This window comes from Paraoerskovia marina (genome assembly GCF_900105445.1).
Taxonomy (GTDB): Bacteria; Actinomycetota; Actinomycetes; order Actinomycetales; family Cellulomonadaceae; genus Paraoerskovia; species Paraoerskovia marina.
Window position 1 is genome coordinate 2,604,470 of the sequence record NZ_LT629776.1, and the last position, 22,296, is coordinate 2,626,765.

At 71.6% G+C, this 22,296-nt stretch carries 19 protein-coding genes; 9 read left to right on the forward strand and 10 right to left on the reverse strand.

What is annotated here, in order from left to right:
* Window positions 1-22 precede the first annotated feature (22 nt).
* The 3 genes from BLU20_RS11820 to BLU20_RS11830 all read left to right on the forward strand — a co-directional run bounded on the left by BLU20_RS11820 (window position 23) and on the right by BLU20_RS11830 (window position 6,142).
* The gene (locus BLU20_RS11820) at window positions 23-2,503 is read left to right on the forward strand and encodes a phosphoketolase family protein (RefSeq protein ID WP_083373054.1); all 2,481 of its coding nucleotides are present in this window, start codon (window positions 23-25) and stop codon (window positions 2,501-2,503) included.
* A 298-nt stretch (window positions 2,504-2,801) separates the two neighbouring features.
* Window positions 2,802-4,904 (forward strand): phosphate acetyltransferase, encoded by a 2,103-nt coding sequence (gene pta / locus BLU20_RS11825; RefSeq protein ID WP_029252237.1) that lies wholly within the window; start codon window positions 2,802-2,804, stop codon window positions 4,902-4,904.
* Window positions 4,901-6,142 carry an acetate/propionate family kinase gene (locus tag BLU20_RS11830; protein ID WP_043109207.1) on the forward strand — a complete coding sequence of 414 codons (1,242 nt, stop codon included), beginning with the start codon at window positions 4,901-4,903 and terminating at the stop codon, window positions 6,140-6,142. The genes pta and BLU20_RS11830 overlap by 4 nt, the downstream gene beginning before the upstream one ends.
* A gap of 13 nt (window positions 6,143-6,155) precedes the next feature.
* Here BLU20_RS11830 and BLU20_RS11835 read toward each other — a convergent pair whose 3' ends face one another.
* The 3 genes from BLU20_RS11835 to BLU20_RS11845 are packed head-to-tail and all read right to left on the reverse strand — an operon-like array spanning window position 6,156 to window position 9,538.
* Window positions 6,156-7,775: a succinic semialdehyde dehydrogenase gene (locus BLU20_RS11835; RefSeq protein ID WP_083372647.1), complete on the reverse strand. Its 1,620-nt coding sequence runs from the start codon at window positions 7,773-7,775 to the stop codon at window positions 6,156-6,158.
* Between the two features lie 35 nt (window positions 7,776-7,810).
* A complete protein-coding gene (locus BLU20_RS11840) occupies window positions 7,811-8,935 on the reverse strand; it encodes a GuaB3 family IMP dehydrogenase-related protein (protein WP_083372648.1) in 1,125 nt (374 codons plus the stop codon).
* Window positions 8,936-8,986: 51 nt separating this feature from the next.
* Window positions 8,987-9,538 (reverse strand): DJ-1/PfpI family protein, encoded by a 552-nt coding sequence (locus BLU20_RS11845; RefSeq protein ID WP_083372649.1) that lies wholly within the window; start codon window positions 9,536-9,538, stop codon window positions 8,987-8,989.
* A gap of 141 nt (window positions 9,539-9,679) precedes the next feature.
* Between BLU20_RS11845 and BLU20_RS11850 the strand changes: the two genes are divergently transcribed.
* Both BLU20_RS11850 and BLU20_RS11855 read left to right on the forward strand, forming a co-directional pair.
* Window positions 9,680-10,384: an exonuclease domain-containing protein gene (locus tag BLU20_RS11850; protein ID WP_083373055.1), complete on the forward strand. Its 705-nt coding sequence runs from the start codon at window positions 9,680-9,682 to the stop codon at window positions 10,382-10,384.
* 107 nt (window positions 10,385-10,491) lie between these two features.
* Window positions 10,492-12,030 (forward strand): helix-turn-helix domain-containing protein, encoded by a 1,539-nt coding sequence (locus BLU20_RS11855; protein ID WP_083372650.1) that lies wholly within the window; start codon window positions 10,492-10,494, stop codon window positions 12,028-12,030.
* A 91-nt stretch (window positions 12,031-12,121) separates the two neighbouring features.
* Here BLU20_RS11855 and guaB read toward each other — a convergent pair whose 3' ends face one another.
* Both guaB and BLU20_RS11865 read right to left on the reverse strand, forming a co-directional pair.
* Window positions 12,122-13,651: an IMP dehydrogenase gene (gene guaB / locus BLU20_RS11860; protein WP_231959214.1), complete on the reverse strand. Its 1,530-nt coding sequence runs from the start codon at window positions 13,649-13,651 to the stop codon at window positions 12,122-12,124.
* A 44-nt stretch (window positions 13,652-13,695) separates the two neighbouring features.
* Window positions 13,696-14,871, reverse strand: coding sequence for a MerR family transcriptional regulator (locus BLU20_RS11865; protein WP_029252229.1), 1,176 nt, complete (start codon window positions 14,869-14,871; stop codon window positions 13,696-13,698).
* A 161-nt stretch (window positions 14,872-15,032) separates the two neighbouring features.
* Here BLU20_RS11865 and BLU20_RS11870 point away from each other — a divergent pair, with 161 nt between their 5' ends.
* Entirely contained in the window at window positions 15,033-15,323 is a 291-nt protein-coding gene (locus tag BLU20_RS11870; RefSeq protein ID WP_029252228.1) for a WhiB family transcriptional regulator, read from the forward strand.
* A gap of 172 nt (window positions 15,324-15,495) precedes the next feature.
* Here the strand turns inward: BLU20_RS11870 and groES are convergent, their stop codons facing one another.
* On the reverse strand, window positions 15,496-15,792 hold the full coding sequence (gene groES / locus BLU20_RS11875; protein ID WP_029252227.1) for a co-chaperone GroES: 297 nt from the start codon (window positions 15,790-15,792) through the stop codon (window positions 15,496-15,498).
* A gap of 216 nt (window positions 15,793-16,008) precedes the next feature.
* Between groES and BLU20_RS11880 the strand changes: the two genes are divergently transcribed.
* Together BLU20_RS11880 and BLU20_RS11885 are read left to right on the forward strand one after the other, a co-directional pair.
* Window positions 16,009-17,265 (forward strand): THUMP-like domain-containing protein, encoded by a 1,257-nt coding sequence (locus tag BLU20_RS11880; RefSeq protein ID WP_083372651.1) that lies wholly within the window; start codon window positions 16,009-16,011, stop codon window positions 17,263-17,265.
* A complete protein-coding gene (locus BLU20_RS11885; RefSeq protein ID WP_029252225.1) occupies window positions 17,262-18,398 on the forward strand; it encodes a glutamate--cysteine ligase in 1,137 nt (378 codons plus the stop codon). The genes BLU20_RS11880 and BLU20_RS11885 overlap by 4 nt, the downstream gene beginning before the upstream one ends.
* A gap of 1 nt (window position 18,399) precedes the next feature.
* Here BLU20_RS11885 and tsaD read toward each other — a convergent pair whose 3' ends face one another.
* Window positions 18,400-19,449 (reverse strand): tRNA (adenosine(37)-N6)-threonylcarbamoyltransferase complex transferase subunit TsaD, encoded by a 1,050-nt coding sequence (gene tsaD / locus BLU20_RS11890; protein WP_029252224.1) that lies wholly within the window; start codon window positions 19,447-19,449, stop codon window positions 18,400-18,402.
* Between the two features lie 98 nt (window positions 19,450-19,547).
* Here tsaD and BLU20_RS11895 point away from each other — a divergent pair, with 98 nt between their 5' ends.
* Complete coding sequence (locus BLU20_RS11895; RefSeq protein WP_083372652.1) at window positions 19,548-20,165, forward strand: malonic semialdehyde reductase; 618 nt, start codon at window positions 19,548-19,550, stop codon at window positions 20,163-20,165.
* Here BLU20_RS11895 and BLU20_RS11900 read toward each other — a convergent pair whose 3' ends face one another.
* Genes BLU20_RS11900 through tsaB form a run of 3 tightly spaced genes read right to left on the reverse strand, consistent with a single transcriptional unit; the run spans window position 20,166 to window position 22,293 of the window.
* Window positions 20,166-21,041 (reverse strand): sulfurtransferase, encoded by an 876-nt coding sequence (locus BLU20_RS11900; RefSeq protein ID WP_083372653.1) that lies wholly within the window; start codon window positions 21,039-21,041, stop codon window positions 20,166-20,168.
* On the reverse strand, window positions 21,038-21,592 hold the full coding sequence (rimI, locus tag BLU20_RS11905; protein ID WP_083372654.1) for a ribosomal protein S18-alanine N-acetyltransferase: 555 nt from the start codon (window positions 21,590-21,592) through the stop codon (window positions 21,038-21,040). The genes BLU20_RS11900 and rimI overlap by 4 nt, the downstream gene beginning before the upstream one ends.
* A complete protein-coding gene (tsaB, locus tag BLU20_RS11910; RefSeq protein ID WP_083372655.1) occupies window positions 21,589-22,293 on the reverse strand; it encodes a tRNA (adenosine(37)-N6)-threonylcarbamoyltransferase complex dimerization subunit type 1 TsaB in 705 nt (234 codons plus the stop codon). Before tsaB ends, rimI begins: the two co-directional genes overlap by 4 nt.
* Between the last annotated feature and the right edge of the window lie 3 nt (window positions 22,294-22,296).

Consider the following 22,296-nt stretch of genomic DNA (forward strand, 5'->3'; position numbering starts at 1 on the left):
CCCCTGCGAAATGGAGTGCGTGATGAGCCTGACCACCCCCCGCCCCGCCACGGACGCATGGGCCGCCGGGCACGGCGACGTGTCCGCGGAGACGCTCGAGCGGATCGACCGGTGGTGGCGGGCCGCCAACTACCTGTCCGTCGGCCAGATCTACCTCCTCGCGAACCCCCTCCTGACCACGCCGCTCGACGTCGACGACGTCAAGCCACGTCTTCTCGGTCACTGGGGCACCACGCCCGGCCTGAACTTCCTCTACGCGCACCTGAACCGCGCGATCGCCGAGCGGCAGCAGTCCACGATCTTCATCACGGGCCCCGGCCACGGCGGTCCCGGCCTGGTCGCCTCGGCCTATCTCGACGGCACCTACTCCGAGATCTACCCCGCGATCACCGAGGACACCGAGGGCCTGCGTCGGCTCTTCCGCCAGTTCTCGTTCCCTGGCGGGATCCCGTCGCACGTCGCACCCGAGACGCCCGGGTCGATCCACGAGGGTGGCGAGCTCGGCTACGCACTCTCGCACGCCTACGGTGCCGCGTTCGACAACCCGGACCTTCTGGTCGCCGCGGTCGTGGGTGACGGCGAGGCCGAGACCGGGCCGCTCGCGACGTCCTGGCACTCGAACAAGTTCGTCCACCCGGCCCAGGACGGTGTCGTTCTGCCGATCCTGCACCTCAACGGGTACAAGATCGCCAACCCGACCGTGCTGGCACGCATCGACGACGACGAGCTCGTCGCCCTGATGCGGGGCTACGGCCACGAGCCGCACGTGTTCGTCGCCGGGTTCGACGACGAGTCGCACACCGAGATCCACCGACGCTTCGCCACGATGGTCGACACGGTCCTCGACGAGATCGCCGAGATCAAGGCCCGGGCCGCCTCCGGGGACGTGGACCGACCGCGCTGGCCGATGATCGTCTTCCGGACCCCCAAAGGATGGACCGGACCCGACTACATCGACGGCAAGAAGACGACGGGATCCTGGCGCGCGCACCAGGTCCCGCTGGCCAACGCCCGGGACACCCCCGAGCACCTCGAGGTGCTGGACCAGTGGCTGCGCTCGTACCGCCCGGACGAGCTCTTCGACGACGAGGGCCGCATCGCCGCGGACATCCGCGAGCTGGCACCGACCGGCGAGCTCCGCATGAGCGCGAACCCGCACGCCAACGGCGGCCAGCTCCTCAAGGACCTGCGGCTGCCCGACTTCCGCGAGTACGGCGTCGACGTCCCGGTCCCCGGCAGCGGCATGACCGAAGCACCGAAGGTGCTCGGCCAGTGGCTCACCGACGTGATCCGCCAGAACCCGGACAACTTCCGCATCTTCGGACCGGACGAGACCGCGTCGAACCGCCTGCAGGCCGTCTACGACGCCACGGACAAGCAGTGGAACGCCGAGTTCGAGGGCCCCGAGGTCGACGACCACCTCGCCCGCGCCGGCCGCGTCATGGAGATGCTCTCGGAGCACCAGTGCCAGGGGTGGCTCGAGGGCTACCTCCTCACGGGCCGCCACGGCCTGTTCAACTGCTACGAGGCGTTCATCCACATCGTCGACTCCATGTTCAACCAGCACGCCAAGTGGCTGAAGGTGACGGACGAGATCCCGTGGCGTCGACCGATCGCCAGCCTGAACTACCTGCTCTCCAGCCACGTGTGGCGCCAGGACCACAACGGCTTCAGCCACCAGGACCCGGGCTTCATCGACCACGTCGTGAACAAGAAGGCCGAGATCGTCCGCGTCTACCTGCCGCCGGACACCAACACGCTGCTGTCGACGTACGACCACTGCCTGCGGTCCAAGCAGTACGTGAACGTCGTCGTCGCGGGCAAGCAGCCTGCTCCCGACTTCCTGACCATGGACCAGGCCGTCGCCCACTGCACCCGCGGGCTCGGCATCTGGGACTGGGCCGGCACCGAGACCGAGGGTGAGGAGCCCGACGTCGTCCTCGGGTGCGCCGGGGACGTCCCCACGCTGGAGGTTCTCGCGGCGGCAGACATCCTGCGCCGCGAGATCCCGAAGCTCAAGGTCCGCGTGGTCAACGTCGTCGACCTGATGCGGATGCAGGACGCCAAGGAGCACCCGCACGGACTCAGCGACTCCGACTTCGACACCATCTTCACGCCCGACAAGCCGGTCATCTTCGCCTACCACGGCTACCCGTGGCTGATCCACCGCCTGACCTACCGCCGCACCGGGCACTCGAACATCCACGTGCGCGGGTACAAGGAGGAGGGCACCACCACGACTCCGTTCGACATGGTGATGCTCAACGACCTCGACCGCTACCACCTGGTGATCGACGTGATCGACCGCGTCCCGGGCCTCCGGACCAGCCGGGCGAGCCTGCGTCAGCGGATGGTGGACTCACGGCTCGCCGCGCGGCAGTACACCCGGCTGCACGGGGAGGACATCCCCGAGGTCCGCGACTGGGTCTGGCCCGAGGCCGCGGCCGCCGGGCTCGGCCAGGACGTCGACGCGAACGCCGCCACGGGGGGCGACAACGAATAACCGGTAGCCGGGGTGCGGCGGGCGTGTCAGCGCTCCGCCGCACCCCGGCTCGACCCGCACCAAGAGATCACCACGCCCAGGCATCGTGTCGGTCAGCGCGACCGCCACCACCAGAGACCGGCTCCAGCGACTCCGGGGAGCGCACCGCACGACCGTCGAACCGCCCCCAGCCGCGCGTTTCCCGACCGTCCTCGGCGAACTGAGACCGAGACCACGGCTCTCGCGGGCCGGAACCCCGTGCACTCACCGGTGCAATGCGATGGAATGGGTACCACCATCGTCGAGCGAGAGCCGAGCCGTGAACACACGCAGCGTCTACATCACCAGCCCCGAGGGCGATACCGGAAAGTCGACGGTCGCCCTAGGTGTCCTGGACCAGCTCGTCCGGCGCGCGACCCGCGTCGGGGTGTTCCGGCCGGTCGCGCGGAACACCGCACGCGGCGACGCCGCCGAGGACCGCGACTACGTCCTCGAGCTCCTCCTCGCGCACGACGGTGTCGACCTGGCCTACGAGGACGCGATCGGCGTGACCTACGAGGACGTCCACGCCGACCCGGACGCCGCGCTGAGCCGGATCCTGTCCCGCTATCACGCGGTGGCGGCCGTGTGCGACGTCGTCGTGGTGATCGGCACGGACTACACCGACATCGCCGGCCCGACCGAGCTCGCCTTCAACGCCCGCGTCGCCGCGAACCTCGGCTCCCCCGTCCTCCTCGTCGTCTCCGGGAGGAACCGCGACGCCGGGGGCATCCGCCAGCTCGCGGAGGTGTCCGTGGGCGAGCTGCAGGCCAACCACGCACAGCCGGTCGGCGTGATCGCCAACCGCTGCACCCCCACGGACCTCGAGACCGTCCGGTCCGAGCTCGACGCCCTTGACCTGCCCTCCTGGGCGATCCCGGACGAGCCGTTCCTGACCGCACCGACCGTCCAGGCGATGATGGAGGCCGTCGACGGCCGGCTCGTCTTCGGCGACCGCGAGCTGCTGGGCCGCGAGGTCCTCGACGTCCTCGTCGGCGCGATGAGCCTCGAGCACCTCCTCGAGCGCATCACGGACGGCGCCCTGATCATCACCCCCGGCGACCGCGCCGAGCTCCTCATCGGCCTGATCGCGGCGCACTCCGCCCCGGGCTTTCCGTCGATCGCCGGCATCGTGCTCAACGGCGGCTTCTACCCGCCCCCCACGAGCGCCGACCTGATCGCCGACCTCGACCCGCGCCTTCCCGTCATCCGCACGGAGATGGGTACGTTCCGGACCGCGAGCGCCGCGTCCCGCGTCCGGGGTCGGGTGACCAAGGACTCGCAGCGCAAGATCGACACGGCCCTGGCCCTGTTCGAGCAGAACGTCGACGGCGCCACGCTCCTGCAGCACCTCGACGTCCCCCGTCCGGACACGGTCACGCCGTTGATGTTCGAGTACGAGCTCTTGTCACGGGCGCGGGCGGACCGCAAGCGGATCGTGCTCCCCGAGGGCTCGGACGACCGGATCCTGCGGGCGGCGTCGACGCTCCTCGGCCGGCAGGTCGCCGACCTCGTGATCCTCGGCGAGGAGCCGGAGGTCCGCTCGCGCGCGATCGAGCTGGGCCTCAACATCGAGGCGGCGCGCATCCTGTCGCCGCACGACCCGGCGTACGTCGACCGGTTCGCCGCGGAGTACACACGGTTGCGGGCGCACAAGGGCATGACCGTCGAGCGGGCTCGGGAGATCGTCACCGACGTCTCCTACTTCGGCACCATGATGGTGCACATGGGCGACGCGGACGGGATGGTCTCCGGTGCCGCGCACACCACGGCCCACACGATCCGGCCGTCGTTCGAGATCATCAAGACCGTTCCCGGCGTCTCGGTCGTCTCGTCCGTCTTCCTGATGTGCCTGGAGGACCGCGTGCTCGTCTACGGGGACTGCGCCGTGAACCCCGACCCGTCCGCGACCGAGCTCGCAGACATCGCCATCTCGTCGGCCGCGACCGCCGCGCAGTTCGGTGTGAACCCGAAGGTCGCGATGCTGTCCTACTCGACGGGTGCGTCCGGCTCGGGTGCCGACGTCGAGAAGGTCCGGGACGCGACCGCCCTGGTGCGGGAGCGCTCGACGGACCTCTTCGTCGAGGGCCCGATCCAGTACGACGCGGCCGTCGACGCCAGCGTCGCCGCGTCGAAGATGCCCGGGTCCGACGTCGCGGGCAAGGCGACCGTGTTCATCTTCCCGGACCTGAACACGGGCAACAACACGTACAAGGCCGTCCAGCGCTCAGCCGGCGCCGTGGCCGTGGGCCCGGTCCTGCAGGGCCTGAACAAGCCCGTCAACGACCTGTCGCGCGGCGCGCTGGTCCAGGACATCGTCAACACCGTCGCCATCACCGCCATCCAGGCGCAGGCCGGAACCTCTCAGGGAGACCCCGCATGAGCACACTTCCCGCCGGCGACGGCGTCACCACCGCACGAGGCGCCCACGGGTCGGTCCTCGTCCTCAACTCCGGCTCGTCGTCCCTGAAGTACCAGCTCGTCAACCCGGTGGGCGGCGAGGCGATCGCCACGGGCCTGGTCGAGCGGATCGGTGAGGACGGCCCCGGGCTCCTCAAGCACAAGTTCGCCGGCAACGCGACGGTGCGCGAGCAGCCGATCGCCGACCACGGCGACGCCCTGCGGCTCGCTCTCGGCATCTTCGAGGAGGTCGGCCCGTCGATCGAGGACGCCCACGTCCGCGCGGTCGGGCACCGTGTCGTCCACGGCGGGGCGATCTTCTCCGAGCCGACCCTGATCGACGACGACGTGCTCCGGCAGATCCGCGACCTGATCCCGCTCGCCCCGCTGCACAACCCGGCGAACGCGACGGGGATCGAGGTGGCCCGCGAGCTCCTGCCCGACGTCCCCCACGTCGCCGTCTTCGACACCGCCTTCTTCGCGACGTTGCCCGAGGCTGCCGCGACGTACGCCCTGAACAAGGACGTCGCCGAGGAGCACGGTATCCGCCGGTACGGCTTCCACGGCACGTCGCACAACTACGTCTCCGGGAAGGCCGCACGAGTCCTGGGTCGGCGCCTCGAGGACCTGAACCAGATCGTCCTGCACCTCGGCAACGGGGCCTCCGCGTCCGCGGTGCGCGGCGGGGCGGCGGTCGAGACCTCGATGGGCCTGACGCCCCTCGAGGGCCTCGTCATGGGCACCCGGACGGGCGACATCGACCCCGCCGTCGTCTTCCACCTGATGCGCAACGCGGGGATGGACGTCGACGAGGTCGACACGCTGTTCAACAAGCAGTCGGGGCTCAAGGGGCTGAGCGGCGAGAACGACTTCCGTGCGCTGCACGAGCTCATCGCCGAGGGAGACGAGGACGCGGAGCTCGCGCTCGACGTCTACCTGCACCGGCTCCGCAAGTACATCGGCGCCTACGCCGCGGTCCTCGGCCGCGTCGACGTCATCGTCTTCACGGCCGGGGCCGGCGAGAACGACGACGTCGTCCGCTCCCGCGTGATGGAGGGGCTCGAGGGATTCGGCTTTGCCGTCGACCCGGAGCGCAACGCCGGGCGGATCAGCGAGCCGCGCGTGATCTCTCCCGAGTGGGCGCGGACCACCGTCATGGTGATCCCCACCAACGAGGAGCTGGCGATAGCCCGCCAGTGCCTGGAGGCCACCGGCGCCTGACGGGCGAGAGCCCCTACGGCAGGCGGAGCCTGTTCATCAGCCGCAGCGCGCCGGTGAGCAGGCCCGTCGCCCGGGCTGCGCCCGTGTCGTAGAGCGTGTCCAGGCTCAGTCCGCGCATCACGCCGTGCTGGACGACGATGCTCCGCGACTCGGTCATCGCCTCGATCGCCTCCCGGCCGTGGCGCCGCCCGAGGCCCGACGACTTGTGGCCGCCCTGGGGTGCGCCCACCGAGCCCCACGCCGACGTGAACCCGTCGTTGACGCCGACGGTGCCCGCGTCGATCCGGGCCGCGATGCGACGGCCACGGCGCGTGTCGCCGGTCCACACGCTCGCGTTGAGCCCGAACTGCGTCGCGTTCATGCGTTCGACGGCCTCGTCGTCCGAGCCCACGACCGTGATCGCGACCACCGGCCCGAACGTCTCCTCCGTCGTGCACACCGCGTCGTCGGGAACGTCGCTGAGCACGGTGGGCGCATAGCTGTACGGCCCGACGTCGGTGCGGTGCACCCCGCCGGCGAGCACGCGCGCACCGCGGGCGACCGCGTCCTCGACGTGCCCCTGCACGCGGTCGAGCTGGGCCTGCGACGTCAGGGACCCGATGTCGTAGCCGTAGTCGAGCCCCGTCCCGAGGCGCAGGTCGCGCACGAGCGGGACGAACACCTCGAGGAACTCGTCGAGGACGTCCTCGTGGACGTAGAGCCGCTCGATCGAGACGCAGAGCTGGCCGGTGTTCGCGAAGCACGCACGCGCCACCCCGGACGCGGCGAGCACCGGGTCGACGTCGTCGGCCACGTACAGGGGATTCTTCCCGCCCAGCTCGAGGGTCGCGCCGATGAGGCGCTCCCCGGCCCGGCGACCGACGACCCGGCCCGTCGGGGTGGACCCCGTGAAGGCGATGTGGTCGGCCCGGTCCACGACGGCCGCCCCGATCTCGCCGCCACCGGCGACCACCTGGACCACGCCGTCGGGCAGCCCTGCCTCGGCGAGGAGCTCGACGGCCCAGAGCGCGGTCAGCGTCGTCTGGGGGTCCGGCCGCAGCACGGCGGCGTTGCCCGCGACCAGCGCGGGGAGGAGCTCGGACACCGAGAGCGTCAGCGGGTAGTTCCACGGGGACACGACGCCGACGACGCCGACCGGGCGACGGTCGACCGTCACCGAGGTGAGGACCGGGAACATGCCCGGCTCGCGCCGGTCTGCGAGATATCGACCTGCACGCACGGAGAAGTGCCGGGCAGCCACCGAGCAGTACGCGACCTCGTCGAACGCGCTCGTCCTCGACTTGCCGGTCTCCATCTGAACGATGTCCAGAACCTCGGTCTGACGCTCGAGCACCAGGTCGGCGAACCGTCGCAGCACGGCGGTTCGCTCCCGCAGGGCCGTGGCCGCCCACGACGGCTGTGCGGCGCGTGCCCGGGAGAACGCCAGCTCGACGTCGTCGTCCGACGAGGTCGGGAACGTCACCAGGGGCGCGCCCGTGAACGGGAGCTCGGAGGTGTGCGTCCCGCTGGTCTGCGAGGTGACGATGCGCGCGATCAGCGGCGTCGCGACGTCGGGCTCCAGGGCGTACGACGACGCGGGGTGCTCCGGGTCCAGCGGGCCGGCGGAGGCGGAGAGCGCGGAAGGGTTGTCCATGCACCCAGGCTATCCGGCGGGTACGACCCCGACGGTCAGCGCGGCTGGTACGGCGAGACGACGACCTCGACGCGCTGGAACTCCTTGAGGTCCGAGTATCCCGTGGTCGCCATCGCCCGGCGCAGCGCACCGACGATGTTCGTGGTGCCGTCCGCCTGACGTCCGGGACCGAAGAGGATCTCGTCGAGCGGGCCGTGGTTGCCGACCTCGACGCGCTCGCCGCGCGGCAGCTGCGAGTGGTGCGCCTCGGGGCCCCAGTGCCAGCCGCGGCCGGGCGCCTCGTCGGCCCGGGCCAGCGCCGCGCCGAGCATGACGGCATCGGCACCGCAGGCCACGGCCTTGACCATGTCCCCGGAGTGCCCGACCCCGCCGTCGGCGATGACGTGGACGTAGCGTCCGCCCGACTCGTCGAGGTAGTCGCGCCGCGCCGCCGCGACGTCGGCCACCGCGGTCGCCATCGGGGCGTGGATGCCGAGCGAGACGCGGGTGGTGTGCGCGGCGCCGCCGCCGAACCCGACGAGGACGCCCGCGGCCCCGGTCCGCATGAGGTGCAGCGCGGCCGTGTAGGTGGAGGCTCCGCCGACGATCACGGGGACGTCGAGCTCGTAGATGAAGCGCTTGAGGTTGAGCGGCTCGGCGTTCCCCGAGACGTGCTCCGCCGAGACCGTGGTGCCGCGGATGACGAAGAGGTCGACACCGGCGTCGACGACGGTCTGGTAGTGCTCCTGGGTGCGCTGCGGGGAGAGCGCACCGGCGACGGTGACGCCCGCGTCACGGATCTCCTTGAGCCGCTGCGTGATCAGCTCGGCCTTGATCGGCTCCGCGTAGAGCTCCTGCATGCGTCGGGTCGCGTCGGCGGGTGCGAGCGAGGCGATCTCGGCGAGGTGCGGCTCCGGGGTCTCGTACCGGGTCCACAGGCCCTCGAGGTCGAGGACGCCGAGGCCACCGAGCTTGCCGAGCTGGACGGCCGTGGCCGGGCTCATCACCGAGTCCATCGGCGCCGCGACGATCGGCAGGTCGAAGTGGTAGGCGTCGATCTGCCACCCGACGGACACGTCCTTCGGGTCGCGCGTGCGCCGCGAGGGCACCACCGCGATGTCGTCGAAGGAGAATGCGCGGCGACCACGCTTTCCACGGCCGATCTCGATCTCGTTGCTCACCCGGACAGCCTACCGGCCAGCCGCGCCCCCGCCCGGCCCGTGTCCGGCGCGTCACAGTCCGAGGATGTCGCAGACGGCGTCCGAGAACTCCTCGAGGTCCTCGGGGCTGCGGGCCGTGACGAGTGTCCAGCCCCGGCGGGTGCAGATCACGGGCGCCCGGTCGTGCCACGTCCCCCCGGCGTTCACGACGTCGGTGCGCAGGCTCGGGAACGAGGTCAGATCCTTGCCCCGGACCAGGTTTGCCTCGACGAGGAGCCACGGCCCGTGGCAGATCGCGGCGACCGGCCGGCCCGCCTCGGCGAACGCCCGGACGAGGGCGACCGCGCCGTCCTCCGTCCGCAGCCGGTCCGCGTTGACCGTCCCGCCGGGCACGAGCAGCAGCTCGTGCTCCGCGACGAGGTCCGGCACGTCGGCGTCGCCCAGCAGCACGTCGGCCGTCCGGGTCCCGGACGCGTCGAGGTCCGCGTCCACGAGCCCGACGTCGCGGCCCGTGGCCACGTGCGTCAACGTCGCCCCGCGGCCCTCGAGCTCTCGCCACGGCTCGGTGAGCTCGACCCGTTCCACGCCGCCGTCCGACGTGAGCACCAACACCCTGGACTCCATCGACCCTCCACTGTCCGTCTGGGTCAACTCTCGTCCGTCCGTGCGGAGATCGCACGCCGGGCCGTGCGGACGACTGTCGGAGGCTCGTGGTTGCCTCGGAGTCGTCGGGGACACCCGGCGACGACGACGAAGGGCGTGGACATGACCTGGAGCACCGGGCCTCTGCTGGGTTTCGACACCGAGACGACAGGGGTGGGCGTCGCGACCGACCGGATCGTCACGGCGGCGCTGGTCCTGCGCGAGGGTGACACCACCTCGGTGCGCACGTGGCTGATCGACCCGGGTGTCGAGATCCCGACCGAGGCGGCGGCCATCCACGGGATCAGCACCGAGCACGCCCGCGAGCACGGCCGGCCGCCGGCCGAGGCGCTCGAGGAGATCGCCCGGGCCATCGCCGCGGAGCTGGACCGTGGCGTCCCGGTCGTCGCCTACAACGCGTCGTTCGACCTCTCGATCCTCGACGCGGAGCTCGGCCGCCACGGCCTGCCGACGATCTCCGACCGGATCGGCCGGCCGGTCAGCCCCGTGATCGACCCGCTGGTGCTCGACCGCGGTCTCGACCGCTACCGTCGCGGCAAGCGACGGCTCGGGAACCTCTGCGACGAGTACGGCGTCGTCGCCGGTGCAGCCGGCCTGCACTCGGCCGACGTCGACGTCATCGCCACCCTGGACGTGCTCGCGGCGATCGTCGCCCGGCACCCGGACGTCACCACGAAGGCGCTGCCGGAGCTGCACGAGTTCCAGGTCGCCGCGCACCGCGAGTGGGCGACGAACTTCAACGAGTGGCGTCGACGGCAGGGGTTCGAGGGCGAGGGAGCCTCGGTCGCCTGGCCGTGTAGCGCATAGGCCGCCAACTCACCATTCGAATGCCGGGCTGTGCACATCTCGTGAAGAACCCTCGAAGACGCGGTTCGATGCCCCTCGGCATCTCATCTGTGAGTTAACGTCGCCGCATGACCACTCTTGAGGAGACCCCCGCACACCTGGTCCAGGTCGGCACGCTCATCCGCGGCGCGCGCCAGCACCGTGGATTCACCCAGGCCCAGCTGGCCGAGCGCCTCGGCACCAGCCAGAGCGCCGTCCACCGGGTGGAGCAGGGCGCACAGAACATCAGCCTGGACATGATCACGCGGATCTCCGAGGCGCTCTCGACCGAGCTCGTCACCCTGGGCGGACCCAAGCACTCCCACCTGCGCGTGACCGGCGGTCAGCAGCTCAGCGGCAGCATCCGCGTGAACTCCTCGAAGAACGCCGCGGTCGCGCTGCTGTGCGCCTCGCTCCTCAACCGCGGCCGGACGACGCTGCGCGACGTCGCACGGATCGTGGAGGTCGACCGCATCCTCGACGTCCTGACGAGCGTCGGCGTCCGGGCGACGTGGTCGGCGAACGGTCGCGACCTGGAGCTGGTCCGCCCCGACCACCTCGACCTCGCCAACATCGACACCGAGGCGGCACGGCGCACGCGCTCGATCATCATGTTCCTCGGCCCTCTGCTGGGTCTGGAGGACGAGTTCAGGCTCCCGTACGCCGGGGGCTGCGACCTCGGCACCCGCACCGTCGAGCCGCACATGATCGCGCTGCGGCCGTTCGGCCTCGCCGTGACCGCCACGGACGGCTTCTACGAGGCCGCGGTCACGCCCCGGACCGGGGACGTCACCGTGGTGCTGACCGAGCGCGGCGACACCGTCACGGAGAACGCGATCATGGCGGCCGCGTGCCACGACGGCGTGACCACCATCCGCAACGCCTCACCCAACTACATGGTCCAGGACCTCTGCTTCTACCTCGACCTGCTGGGGATCCGGATCGAGGGCATCGGCACGACGACGCTCCGCGTGCACGGCGTCACGGACGTGAACGTCGACGTGGAGTACGCCGTCTCCGAGGACCCGGTCGAGGCGATGAGCCTCCTGACCGCAGGGATCGTCACGCACTCGGAGATCACCGTCCAGCGCGTCCCGATCGAGTTCATGGAGATCGAGCTCGCGATGCTGGCCGAGATGGGACTCCGCTACGAGGAGTCCCCGGAGTACCTCGCCCGCAACGGGCGCACCCGCCTTGTCGACATCACCGTCTACCCGAGCGACCTCGTCGCCTCGCAGGGCACGATCCACCCGATGCCGTTCCCGGGACTCAACATCGACAACCTGCCGTTCTTCGTCGTCATCGCCGCCTGCGCGGACGGCAGCACGCTGGTCCACGACTGGGTCTACGACGGCCGCGCGATCCACCTGACCGACCTCACGCGCCTCGGCGCGAACGTCCGGCTCCTCGACGCCCACCGGCTCGACGTCACGGGCCCCACCCGCTGGTCGGGCGCCGAGGTGAGCTGCCCGCCCGCGCTGCGGCCCGCCGTCGTGATCCTGCTGGCGATGCTCGCGGCCAAGGGTGAGTCGGAGCTGCGCAACGTCGACATCATCGCCCGCGGGTACGAGCAGCTCGCCGACCGGCTGCGCGAGCTCGGGGCGCAGATCGAGACGTTCCGCGACTGAGCCACCCCGCACGCCGTACGACGACGGCCGGTCACCCTGTCGGTGACCGGCCGTCGTCGTACGGTTCCGGTAGGCAGGCCCCGGGCCCTGCCTACCGTCCGGCGTAGTTCGGTGCCTCGACCGTCATCTGGACGTCGTGCGGGTGACTCTCCTGCAGGGAGGCCGCGGTGATCCGGATGAAGCGCCCCTTCTCCTGCAGCTCGGGGACCGTCCGGGCACCGACGTAGAACATCGTCTGGTGCAGTCCGCCGACGAGCTGGTGGGCCACCGCGGTGAGCGTGCCCTTGTAGGGCACCTGCCCCTCGATGCCCTCGGGGACGATCATGTCGTCGCTCGCGACCTCGGCCTGGAAGTAGCGGTCCTTGGAGTACGACTTCTTGCCGCGCGAGGACATGGCACCCATCGAGCCCATGCCGCGGTAGGCCTTGTACTGCTTGCCGTTGACGAGGATCGTGTCGCCGGGCGACTCCTCCGTGCCCGCGAGCATCGACCCGAGCATGACGGCGTTGGCGCCGGCCACGAGGGCCTTGCCGATCTCCCCGGAGTGCCGCATGCCGCCGTCGGCGATGACCGGCACGCCGGCGGGACGTGCGGCCTTCGACGCCTCGTAGACGGCCGTCACCTGAGGCACCCCCACCCCGGTGACGATCCGTGTGGTGCAGATCGAGCCGGGGCCCACGCCGACCTTCACGGCGTCGGCACCCGCGTCGACGAAGGCCTGCGCGCCCTGCTGCGTCGCGACGTTGCCGCCGATCACCTGGACGTGGCGGGTGGCCGGGTCGGTCTTCAGACGGCGCACCATGTCGATGAGCATGCGGACGTTGCCGTGCGCGGTGTCGGCCACGAGCACGTCGGCACCGGCCTCGACGAGCGTCGTCGCACGCTCCCACGCGTCCCCGAAGTAGCCGATCGCCGCACCCACGAGCAGCCGACCCTGGCCGTCCTTGGACGCGTTCGGGAACTGCTCGGACTTCACGAAGTCCTTGACGGTGATGAGCCCCGCGAGCCGTCCCGCGTCGTCGATCAGCGGCAGGCGCTCGAGCTTGTGCCGGCGCAGCAGCATCGTCGCGTCGTCGCGCGAGATCCCGACCGGCCCGGTGATCAGGGGCATGTGCGTCATCACGTCGGCGACCGTGGTGGTCGCCCACTCCGCGACGGGGGTGAACCGCAGGTCGCGGTTGGTGACGATGCCGATCAGGACGTCGTCCTTGCCGACGACGGGGAAGCCGGAGATCCGGTACTCCCCGGCCCGCTGGTCCAGCTGCTCGAGGGTCGCGTCCGCGTTGATCGTGACCGGGTTCGAGATGATCCCGGTCTGCGTCCGCTTCACCAGGTCGACCTGGTACGCCTGGTCCTCGATGGAGAGGTTGCGGTGCAGCACACCGATGCCTCCCTGGCGTGCCATGGCGATGGCCATCCGCGACTCGGTCACGGTGTCCATGGCGGCGGAGATCAGCGGCACGCGGATGGAGATCTCGCGCGTCAGCCGCGTCGTCGTGTCGATGTCCGTCGGCGCCAGGTCTGAGTATCCGGGCTGCAGCAGCACGTCGTCATACGTCAGGCCCGTGAAGCCGAACGGGTCGTGGTCCAGGGGGCGGGAGTCAGCGATCGGGTCCGTCACGCCTCAATCCTACGGCCGACGGCGTGACCGACGGTCACGGGTTCTCACCGGACGAGCGCGAGCACCTCGTGCAGGAGCCCGGTGAACGACCGCACGCGCAGCACCGTCGACGCGAGAGGCAGGTCACGTGCGGCGCTGTCCGCGCTCGCCCCGACGAAGATGGGCAGGTCGGGGTTGGCCTCGTGGACGGCGCTGACGATGTCGAGCTCGGGGCGCGGGAGCGACGTCACGGTCACCATCGCCGCGGGCCGGACCATCGTCACGAGCTCGCACGAGCGGTGCGCGTTGGTCGGGCCGGTGACGATACGCGTCGCCGCACCCTGCGCGTTGAGCGCCGCGGCGAGCGCGTGGGCCGCCATCGGCAACCGCTCCTCCGGCGCGACGAAGATCAGGACGAGCTTGCGCATCCGGCTGGGGTGGTTGGCCGGGGGCCCGCCGGCGGAGACGATGGCCTCCTCGCGCGCACGGCTGTAGCGCCGCAGGGCGTCGAGCGTCGCGTTGGCGAGCCCGACCACGGGGTCCTCGCCGGCGCCCGCCAGGACGGTGCGCTCGTACAGCCTCCGGAACGCGGGCTCGACCAGCCCGGTCCACCACGTCCCGGGGTCGCCCTCTACGCCGATCTCCAGGAGCGTGGCACAGGCGGCCTCGTCGTAGGCGGTGGCCGCGTCGACGATGTCCGAGACGTCCGCGCGTGCCGTCGTCCCGCCCGCCCCGCTCGCTCCACCGGGCGACTGCCGCGGCGGCCTCGAACCCCCCGGCTCGTCCGACGAGCCGGGCGCGTCGGGAACCGCCCGGAGGAATCCACGGGCGGCAGGCTTCTCGTCACCCTCCGGCCCTGCGCTCTCCCCCGGCTCCGACCCACCGGCGAGAGCGGTGGCCGCGTCGTCGGTCGCCGCGGCGGTGACGCGAGCCAGGTCCTCCGACGGGTCGACGTTGCTGAGGTCGGCCTCGAGCGCGGCCTGCGCCGCGTCGACCGGTGCGACACCCTCGAGCGTGAGTCCACGCATGACGAGCAGTCGCGCGACGTCCTCCGCCGTGTACCGCCGGTGCGAGCCCGCGGTCCGGCCGGAGGGACCCAGGCCGTAGCGCCGGTCCCAGGTCCGCAGGGTCGCCGGCGCGACGCCGAGCCGACGGGCGACGGCGGCGACGGTCAGCGCTGGTCCACGGGTTCCCGATGCACTGGAATCTCCGTCGTCGGACGGGGGCCGGGTTTGCGTCATGCCTCGATTGTGCAGAGCAAAAGTGCCACCGGCTAGCGCGCCTCGCCGGGGAATCGCAGACGGCGCGACTATGGCGCGGTTTGCCCCCGATCGGGGTTGACGAGAAGTTCGTCACCCGCAGCCCCTTGAACAACTTCTGCAACGCTTGTATGTTGATCCGCATGACGGAGATTTCGAGGTTGCCAGGTCCGGTCATGGAACTCTGGGAGTGGCAGTACCAGGGCGCATGCCGAGACGTCGACGACACGCTGTTCTTCCACCCCGAGGGCGAGCGTGGCTCGACCCGCCGGCGCCGTGCCGACGCGGCCAAGGCCATCTGCCACAGCTGCCCCGTGATGATGGAGTGCCGCGAGCAGTCGCTCCGCGTGCGCGAGCCCTACGGCGTCTGGGGCGGGCTCTCGGAGGACGAGCGCAGCGCGATCCTCGCCGAGCGCGCCGGGAAGGCCGTCTGACCGGATTCGGTCCGCGTGCCGACGCACCACCTCGCCACCCGTCGACAGCTCCCACGGTGACGCGACCCTGAACAACTCACCCAGCTTCCTCGACACAGCACATTCTTGAGACAGCACGACGAAGGCCCCGCGACCAATGATGATCGCGGGGCCTTCGACGTGGTGCGGTGCGTCAGCGGACGACGACCGCCAGCACGTCGCGAGCCGACAGGACGAGGTAGTCGTCGCCGTCGTAGCGCACCTCGGTGCCGCCGTACTTGCTGTAGATGACCTTGTCGCCGACCGCGACGTCGACGGGGACGCGGTTGCCCTTGTCGTCGATGCGGCCCGGGCCGACCGCCAGGACCTCGCCCTCCTGGGGCTTCTCCTTGGCGGTGTCGGGGATGACGAGACCGGAAGCGGTCGTGGTCTCGGCCTCGAGGGCCTTCACGACGATCCGGTCCTCGAGCGGCTTGATGGAGACCGACACGTCGGACCTCCCTTTCGCAGTGAGAACTTCAACGGATGGAAGTGCACTCCTGGACCGGGCGTCGTCGCGGGTGCCGACCGGACTGGTGTGTGCGTGGATCGTCGCGACGCGATCGCCGACGATGATCCACTGACAAATCTATGCCCCGCTTAGCACTCGGTCAACACGAGTGCCAGAACTCGGTCCGGGCGCCCCCGCGCGTGAAAGACTCACGGCATGGATGCCGCCTCGCTGACGCCGCTGCTCACGCCCGAGGGCTGGTCGCTCCTGAACGCCCTGCCGCCGTACGACGAGTCCGAGGCGATGGTCCTCCTCGAGGGCCTGCGGGCCAAGGGCGTGGACCCGGCGCTCGCCGCGGCGGCGATGACGCAGTCCCGTCTCCGTGCCGACGGCCGCGCCAAGTTCGGCGACCTCGCCGAGGGCATGCTGTTCACGCAGGCGGGGCTCGAGCAGGCCACCCGGCTCGTCGTCGCCGCACGCCACGCGCGCCGGTTCCACGACGCCGGTGCGTCGCACGTCGCCGACCTCACCTGCGGGATCGGCGCCGACGCCATGACGTTCGCCGGGGCCGGGCTCCGGGTGCTGGCCACCGACATCGACGAGGCGACGGCGGCGATCGCGACGGTCAACCTCCGCCACTTCCCCACCGCCGTGGTGCGCCACGCCGACGGTCTGGGTCTCGACCTCGCGGCCGAGGGCGTGGACGCCGTCTTCGCCGACCCGGCGCGCCGGACCCGGCGCGGGGCGCGCATCGTCGACCCGAAGGCTTACGCCCCGCCGCTCGACGACGTGTGGGGACTGCGCGACGTCGTCCCTGCCGTCGGGATCAAGGTAGGTCCCGGGATCGCGCACGCCGGCCTGCCGCAGGACGCCGAGACGCAGTGGGTCTCGGTCGACGGCGACGTCGTGGAGGCCGGGATCTGGTTCGGGCCGCTGGCTCCGGACGGGCCCGGTCACAGCGCGCTCGTGCTCGCCACCGTCCACGGGGACGACGGGCCGACGACCGTCGCCGAGACGGTGCGGGGCGACCTCGACCTCGCCCCGGAGGTCGGCGGGCTCGGGGCGCACCTCTACGAGCCGGACGGAGCGGTGATCCGCGCGGGGCTCGTCGCGCACGCCGCGGAGCGCCTCGGCGGACGCCTGGTCGACCGGACGATCGCCTACGTCACCACCGACGAGGTGGTCCCGCCCGCCGCGAACGGGCTCGCCGCGGGCCTCGCGACCGGATACCGCGTGCTCGACACGCTCCCGTTCGGCCTCAAGCGGCTCAAGGCCTACCTCCGCGAGCGGGACGTCGGGCGACTGACCATCAAGAAGCGCGGCACCGCCGTCGTCCCCGAGCAGCTGCGCCGCCAGCTCGATCTGCGAGGATCCGCGGAAGCGACGATCATCCTCACGAGGGTGGCCGGTGCCCAGACGGTGCTGGTCGTCGAGCCCCACGCCCACGCGCACCGGAAGGACGGCCGTCGATGACGCTGGAGTTCACCCCCTCGGAGCGGTCCACGATCGGGATCGAGTGGGAGCTCGCACTCGTGGACGCGGACTCCGGCGACCTCCGGCAGGTGGCGGCGACCGTGCTCGACGCCATGACGGACGAGCAGGGCGACCTCGACGCCAACCTGCGGCAGGAGTTGCTGCTCAACACCGTGGAGGTGGTCAGCGAGCCCCGCCGCACGGTCCGCGAGGCGGCCGACGACCTGGAGCGTGCGATCACCCGCATCCGCTCGGTGACCGACCCCCTGCGCGTCGAGCTGATGTGCGCGGGCACGCACCCGTTCGCCCGGTGGGACCACCAGAAGGTCACCGACAAGAAGCGGTACCAGACCCTGATCGACCGCACGCAGTGGTGGGGCCGGCAGATGCTGATCTACGGCGTGCACGTCCACGTCGGCATCGAGGACCGGGACAAGGTCCTGCCGATCCAGCGCGCGATGCACTGCTTCTTCTCGCACCTGCAGTCGCTCTCCGCGTCGTCGCCGTTCTGGGGCGGCAAGGACACGGGCTACGCCTCGAACCGCGCGCTGATGTTCCAGCAGCTCCCGACCGCCGGCCTCGGATTCCAGTTCAACGACTGGGACGAGCTCGAGCACTACGTCGACGACATGCTGCACACCGGGGTCATCGACTCCTGGGACGAGGTCCGGTGGGACATCCGCCCCGCGCCCCACTTCGGCACCCTCGAGATGCGGGTCTGCGACGGCATCACCAACATCACCGAGCTGCGCGCGATCGCGGCACTGACCCACTGCCTCGTCGAGCACTTCTCCACGATGATCGACGAGGGCAGGGAGCTCCCGTCCCTGCCGCCGTGGTTCCTGCAGGAGAACAAGTGGCGTTCCGCCCGCTACGGCATGGACGCGATCATCATCACGAACGCGGCCGGCGACGAGCGCCTGGTGACCGACGCGATCGACGACCTCGTGACCGACCTGGCGCCCGTCGCCGCGCGCCTGGGGTGCGCCGACGAGCTCGCCGACCTCAAGGTCACGCTGCGCCGCGGTGCGTCGTACCAGCGCCAGCGCGCGGTGGCCCGGCGCAACGCCGGGGCGTTCGACGCCGTCGTCGGGTCCCTCGTCAAGGAGATGCGAGCCGGGCGCCCGCTGTAGCTCAGACCGAGACGGTGGTCAGCGGCATCGAGGAGTCCACCCCGATGTCCAGGGACGACGGCGCGACGCCTGCCCGCACGACGGCGGACCCGAGGGCCGCAATCATGGCCCCGTTGTCGGTGCAGAACCTGATCGGCGGGATCCGCACGTCGATGCCCGCCTCGGCGCACCGTGCCCGCGCCATGTCCCGCAGCTGCGAGTTGGCGGAGAACCCGCCGCCGATCACGAGGGTGTCGACACCGTGGCGCTCGCACGCGGCGATCGTCTTGGCCGTCAGGACGTCCGCCACCGACTCCGCGAACGACGCGGCGACGTCCTCGAGCGAGAACGCCTCCCCCGCGTCCTGGCGCGTCTCGACCCAACGGGCCACGGCCGTCTTCAGGCCGGAGAACGAGAAGTCGTACGCGTGCTTCTCCTGGTCCTTGCGCGCCGTGAGCCCTCGCGGGAACCGGATCGCGGTCGGGTCACCCTCCCGCGCGAGACGGTCGATGTGGGGTCCGCCGGGGTACGGCAGGCCCAGCAGGCGACCGACCTTGTCGAATGCCTCCCCCGCCGCGTCGTCGAGCGTGGAACCGAGCTCGGTGACGGACGTCGCGATGTCGTCGACCAGCAGGAGCGAGGAGTGCCCCCCGGAGACGACGAGCGCCATCACGCGGTCGGGGAACGGCCCGTCGACGAGCTGGTCGACGGCGGCGTGCCCGACGACGTGGTTGACCCCGTAGAGCGGCTTGCCGAGGGCCACGGCGAGAGACTTGGCCGCAGCGGCCCCGATCGTCAACGGACCGACCAGGCCCGGACCGGCGGTGACCGCGATCGCGTCGACCTCGCTCAGGTCGACGTCCGCCTGGCCGACCGCACGCTGGATCGTGGGGACCATCGCCTCCAGGTGCGCACGCGACGCGACCTCAGGGATGATGCCGCCGTAGCGGGCGTGCTCGTCCATGGACGACGCCACCGCGTCGACGAGCAGCTCGTCGCCACGGACGAGCGCGACGCCCGTCTCGTCGCAGGACGTCTCGATACCGAGGACCAGGGGGTCACCAGAAGCCATGCTCCGAGGATAGTCGGGTCCGGACGGCCCCCGTGCGATGTCGTGCACGTCACGCCCGATCCGGGACTCTCAGGCGCGGCCGCCCGGTTCACCCAGGTATGAGCATCGACACCCTCACCCACGACCTGGCCATCGACGACGCGACCGCGGACCTCCTCTTCCGCGAGGCACGCACGATCCGCGAGTACTCGGACGCCGAGGTCACGGACGCACAGATCGCCGCCGTCTACGACCTGGTCAAGATGGCCCCCACGGCCATGAACACGCAGCCGCTGCGCCTGCTCTCGGTCCGGAGCCCCGAGGCGCGCGAGCGCCTCGTCCCGCACATGGCCGAGGGGAACCAGGCCCGGGTCTCGGCCGCTCCGCTCTCGCTCGTCGTCGCCTACGACCCCGCGTTCCACCGGCACATGGACACCCTGTTCCCGCAGGTCCCGGGCATGGGCGACAAGTTCGCGGCGATGCCCGAGGTCCGGGAGGAGATGGCACGGACCAACGCGCTGCTCCAGGCGGGCTACCTCATCCTCGCGCTGCGCGCGGCCGGCCTCTCGACGGGCCCGATGAACGGCATGGACTTCGCCGGGGTCGACGCCGAGTTCTTCTCCGAGAACGGCTGGCGCTCGCTGCTCGTCGTCAACGTCGCCGTCGCCGACGGTCCGGGCACGCCGCACCCGCGCACGCCCCGCCTGGACGCCGCCCAGGCGATCAACACGATCTAGCTACTCGCCCGTGGCCACCGGCCGTGCGTCGTCGTGGGACCACTGCGACCACGAGCCGGGGTACAGGGCCGCGTCGATGCCCACGGCCGCGAGCGCCGCGACCTGGTGCGCGGCGGTGACGCCGGATCCGCAGTACACGCCGACGTCGACCCCCGGGAGCACCCCGGCGGCCGCGAACCGCTCCCGGAGCCGCTCGTCGGCCAGGAAGGAGCCCGCGTCGTCGAGGTTCTCGTGGGTCGGCGCGCTCCGTGCCCCGGGGACGTGACCGGCCCGGGGGTCGATCGGCTCGACCTCGCCGCGGAACCGCTCGGCGGCCCGCGCGTCGAGCAGCACCCCGGAGCGGGTCAGGAGCGCCGCGTCGCTCGCGGTGAGGACCGGCATCCCCCCAGGGCGCACGACGACGTCCCCGCGCTCGGCGAGCACCTCGCCGGACTCGGTGGGAAGGTCGGCTCGCACCCAGGCGGGCAGCCCACCGTCGAGGATCCGGACGGCGGTGTGCCCGGCCCATCGCAGGAGCCACCAGGCACGGGAGGCGGCCGTCCCGCCCGTGGCGTCGTAGACGACGACCGGTGCGCCCTCACGCACGCCCCAGCTCCGCGCCGCCTGCTCGAAGACCTCGGGGGCCGGGAGCGGGTGGCGGCCGGCCGCGGGGGACGCGGGGCCGGCGAGCTCGAGCTCCATGTCGACGAAGACCGCGCCGGGCAGGTGACCCTCGAGGTACCGCTCGTGCCCGTCGTCCTGCCCGAGCGCCCACCGGACGTCGAGAAGGACGGGTGGCTCGACGTCGTCGAACGCCCCGGAGTCGTGCGGGTGCTCACCGAAGCCGAGCTCCCACGCGAGGCGCTCGGGGCTGACCAGGACGTCTTCTCGTGTCATTCGACGGCCTCCGCACCGACGGGTCCAGGAGTCTCGCGCAGCTCGAGGCGCATCGTGTACGCGTCGACGTTCCCGGGTTGGTAGTAGCGCCGACGCAGGCCCATCTGCTCGAAGCCGTGCTTGGCGTACATCGCGAGGGCCGCGTCGTTGGTCACCGCGACCTCCAGCAGCACGGCCGAGGCCCGCAGGACGCGGGAGCGCTCGACGAGGGCGTCGAGCAGGAGCGTCCCGACGCCCTGGTGCTGCGCCGCGGGGTCGACCCCGATCGTCATGATCTGGGTGACGTCGCCGTCGAACCAGAGTCCGGCGTAGCCGACGATCTCCTGCGGTCCTGGGGCGTCGAGCGGCTCGGGCTCGGCCGCGACGTACCAGCGGCCGGGGCCGCCGAGCTCCTCGGCGAGCATGCCGTACGACCAGGCGCCCCGGCCGAAGAGCTGCTGCTCGAGCACGACGACGCGGCGCAGGTCGGGGGCCTCGAGGGCTCGCAGCCGGATGGTGCCGCCGCGGGGCCCGGCGATGCGTCGCTCGGGCACGGGGTCGAGGATCGTCATGGGTTCTCCGCCGGTACGGCCCGCTTGCGCGGTGCGGGCACCTGCACGTCGGGCCGTCGCAGGTACAGCGGCTCGGTCGGCTGCTCGACGCCGGCGGCGCGGCGCGCCAGCGCGATCCGGGCCAGGAGGACGGGGTCGGGAGTCTGCGGGCCGTCCTCGGGTGCGCGGAGGGCGTCGGGGTACAGGGCGGCCCCCTGACCGACCACCGTCGCGCCGTCGGTACGGAGGTCCGCGGCGGCGGCGACGTCGAACCCGTCCGTGCGGCGCAGGTCGGGTACGCCGTACGCCGCGGCGGTCGAGAGCACGGAGTAGCGTGCCCAGTACACCTGCCGACGCCGGGCGTCGGTGGCGACCAGGACCTCGGCGTCGGGCAGCAGACCCAGGTCGGCCACCGCCTGCGCGGCGACCGCGTCGAGGCTCGGTACGCCCAGCACGGGGATCCCGAGGGCGAGCGCCGTCGTCCGGGCGGTCACGAGGCCGACGCGCAGACCGGTGAACGGCGCCGGGCCGGTCCCGCCGACGACGGCCGTCAGGTCGGCGGGCGTGATCGACGCCTCCAGCAGGAGGTCGGCGACCATCGGTGCGAGCAGCTCCGCGTGCCGGCGCTGCTCGGGGACGACGGCGGACGCGAGGCGCGCGCCGTCCTCGCGGACGACGGCGGCGGCGACCGCGGCGGACGTGTCGATGCTCAGAACTGCCACGGC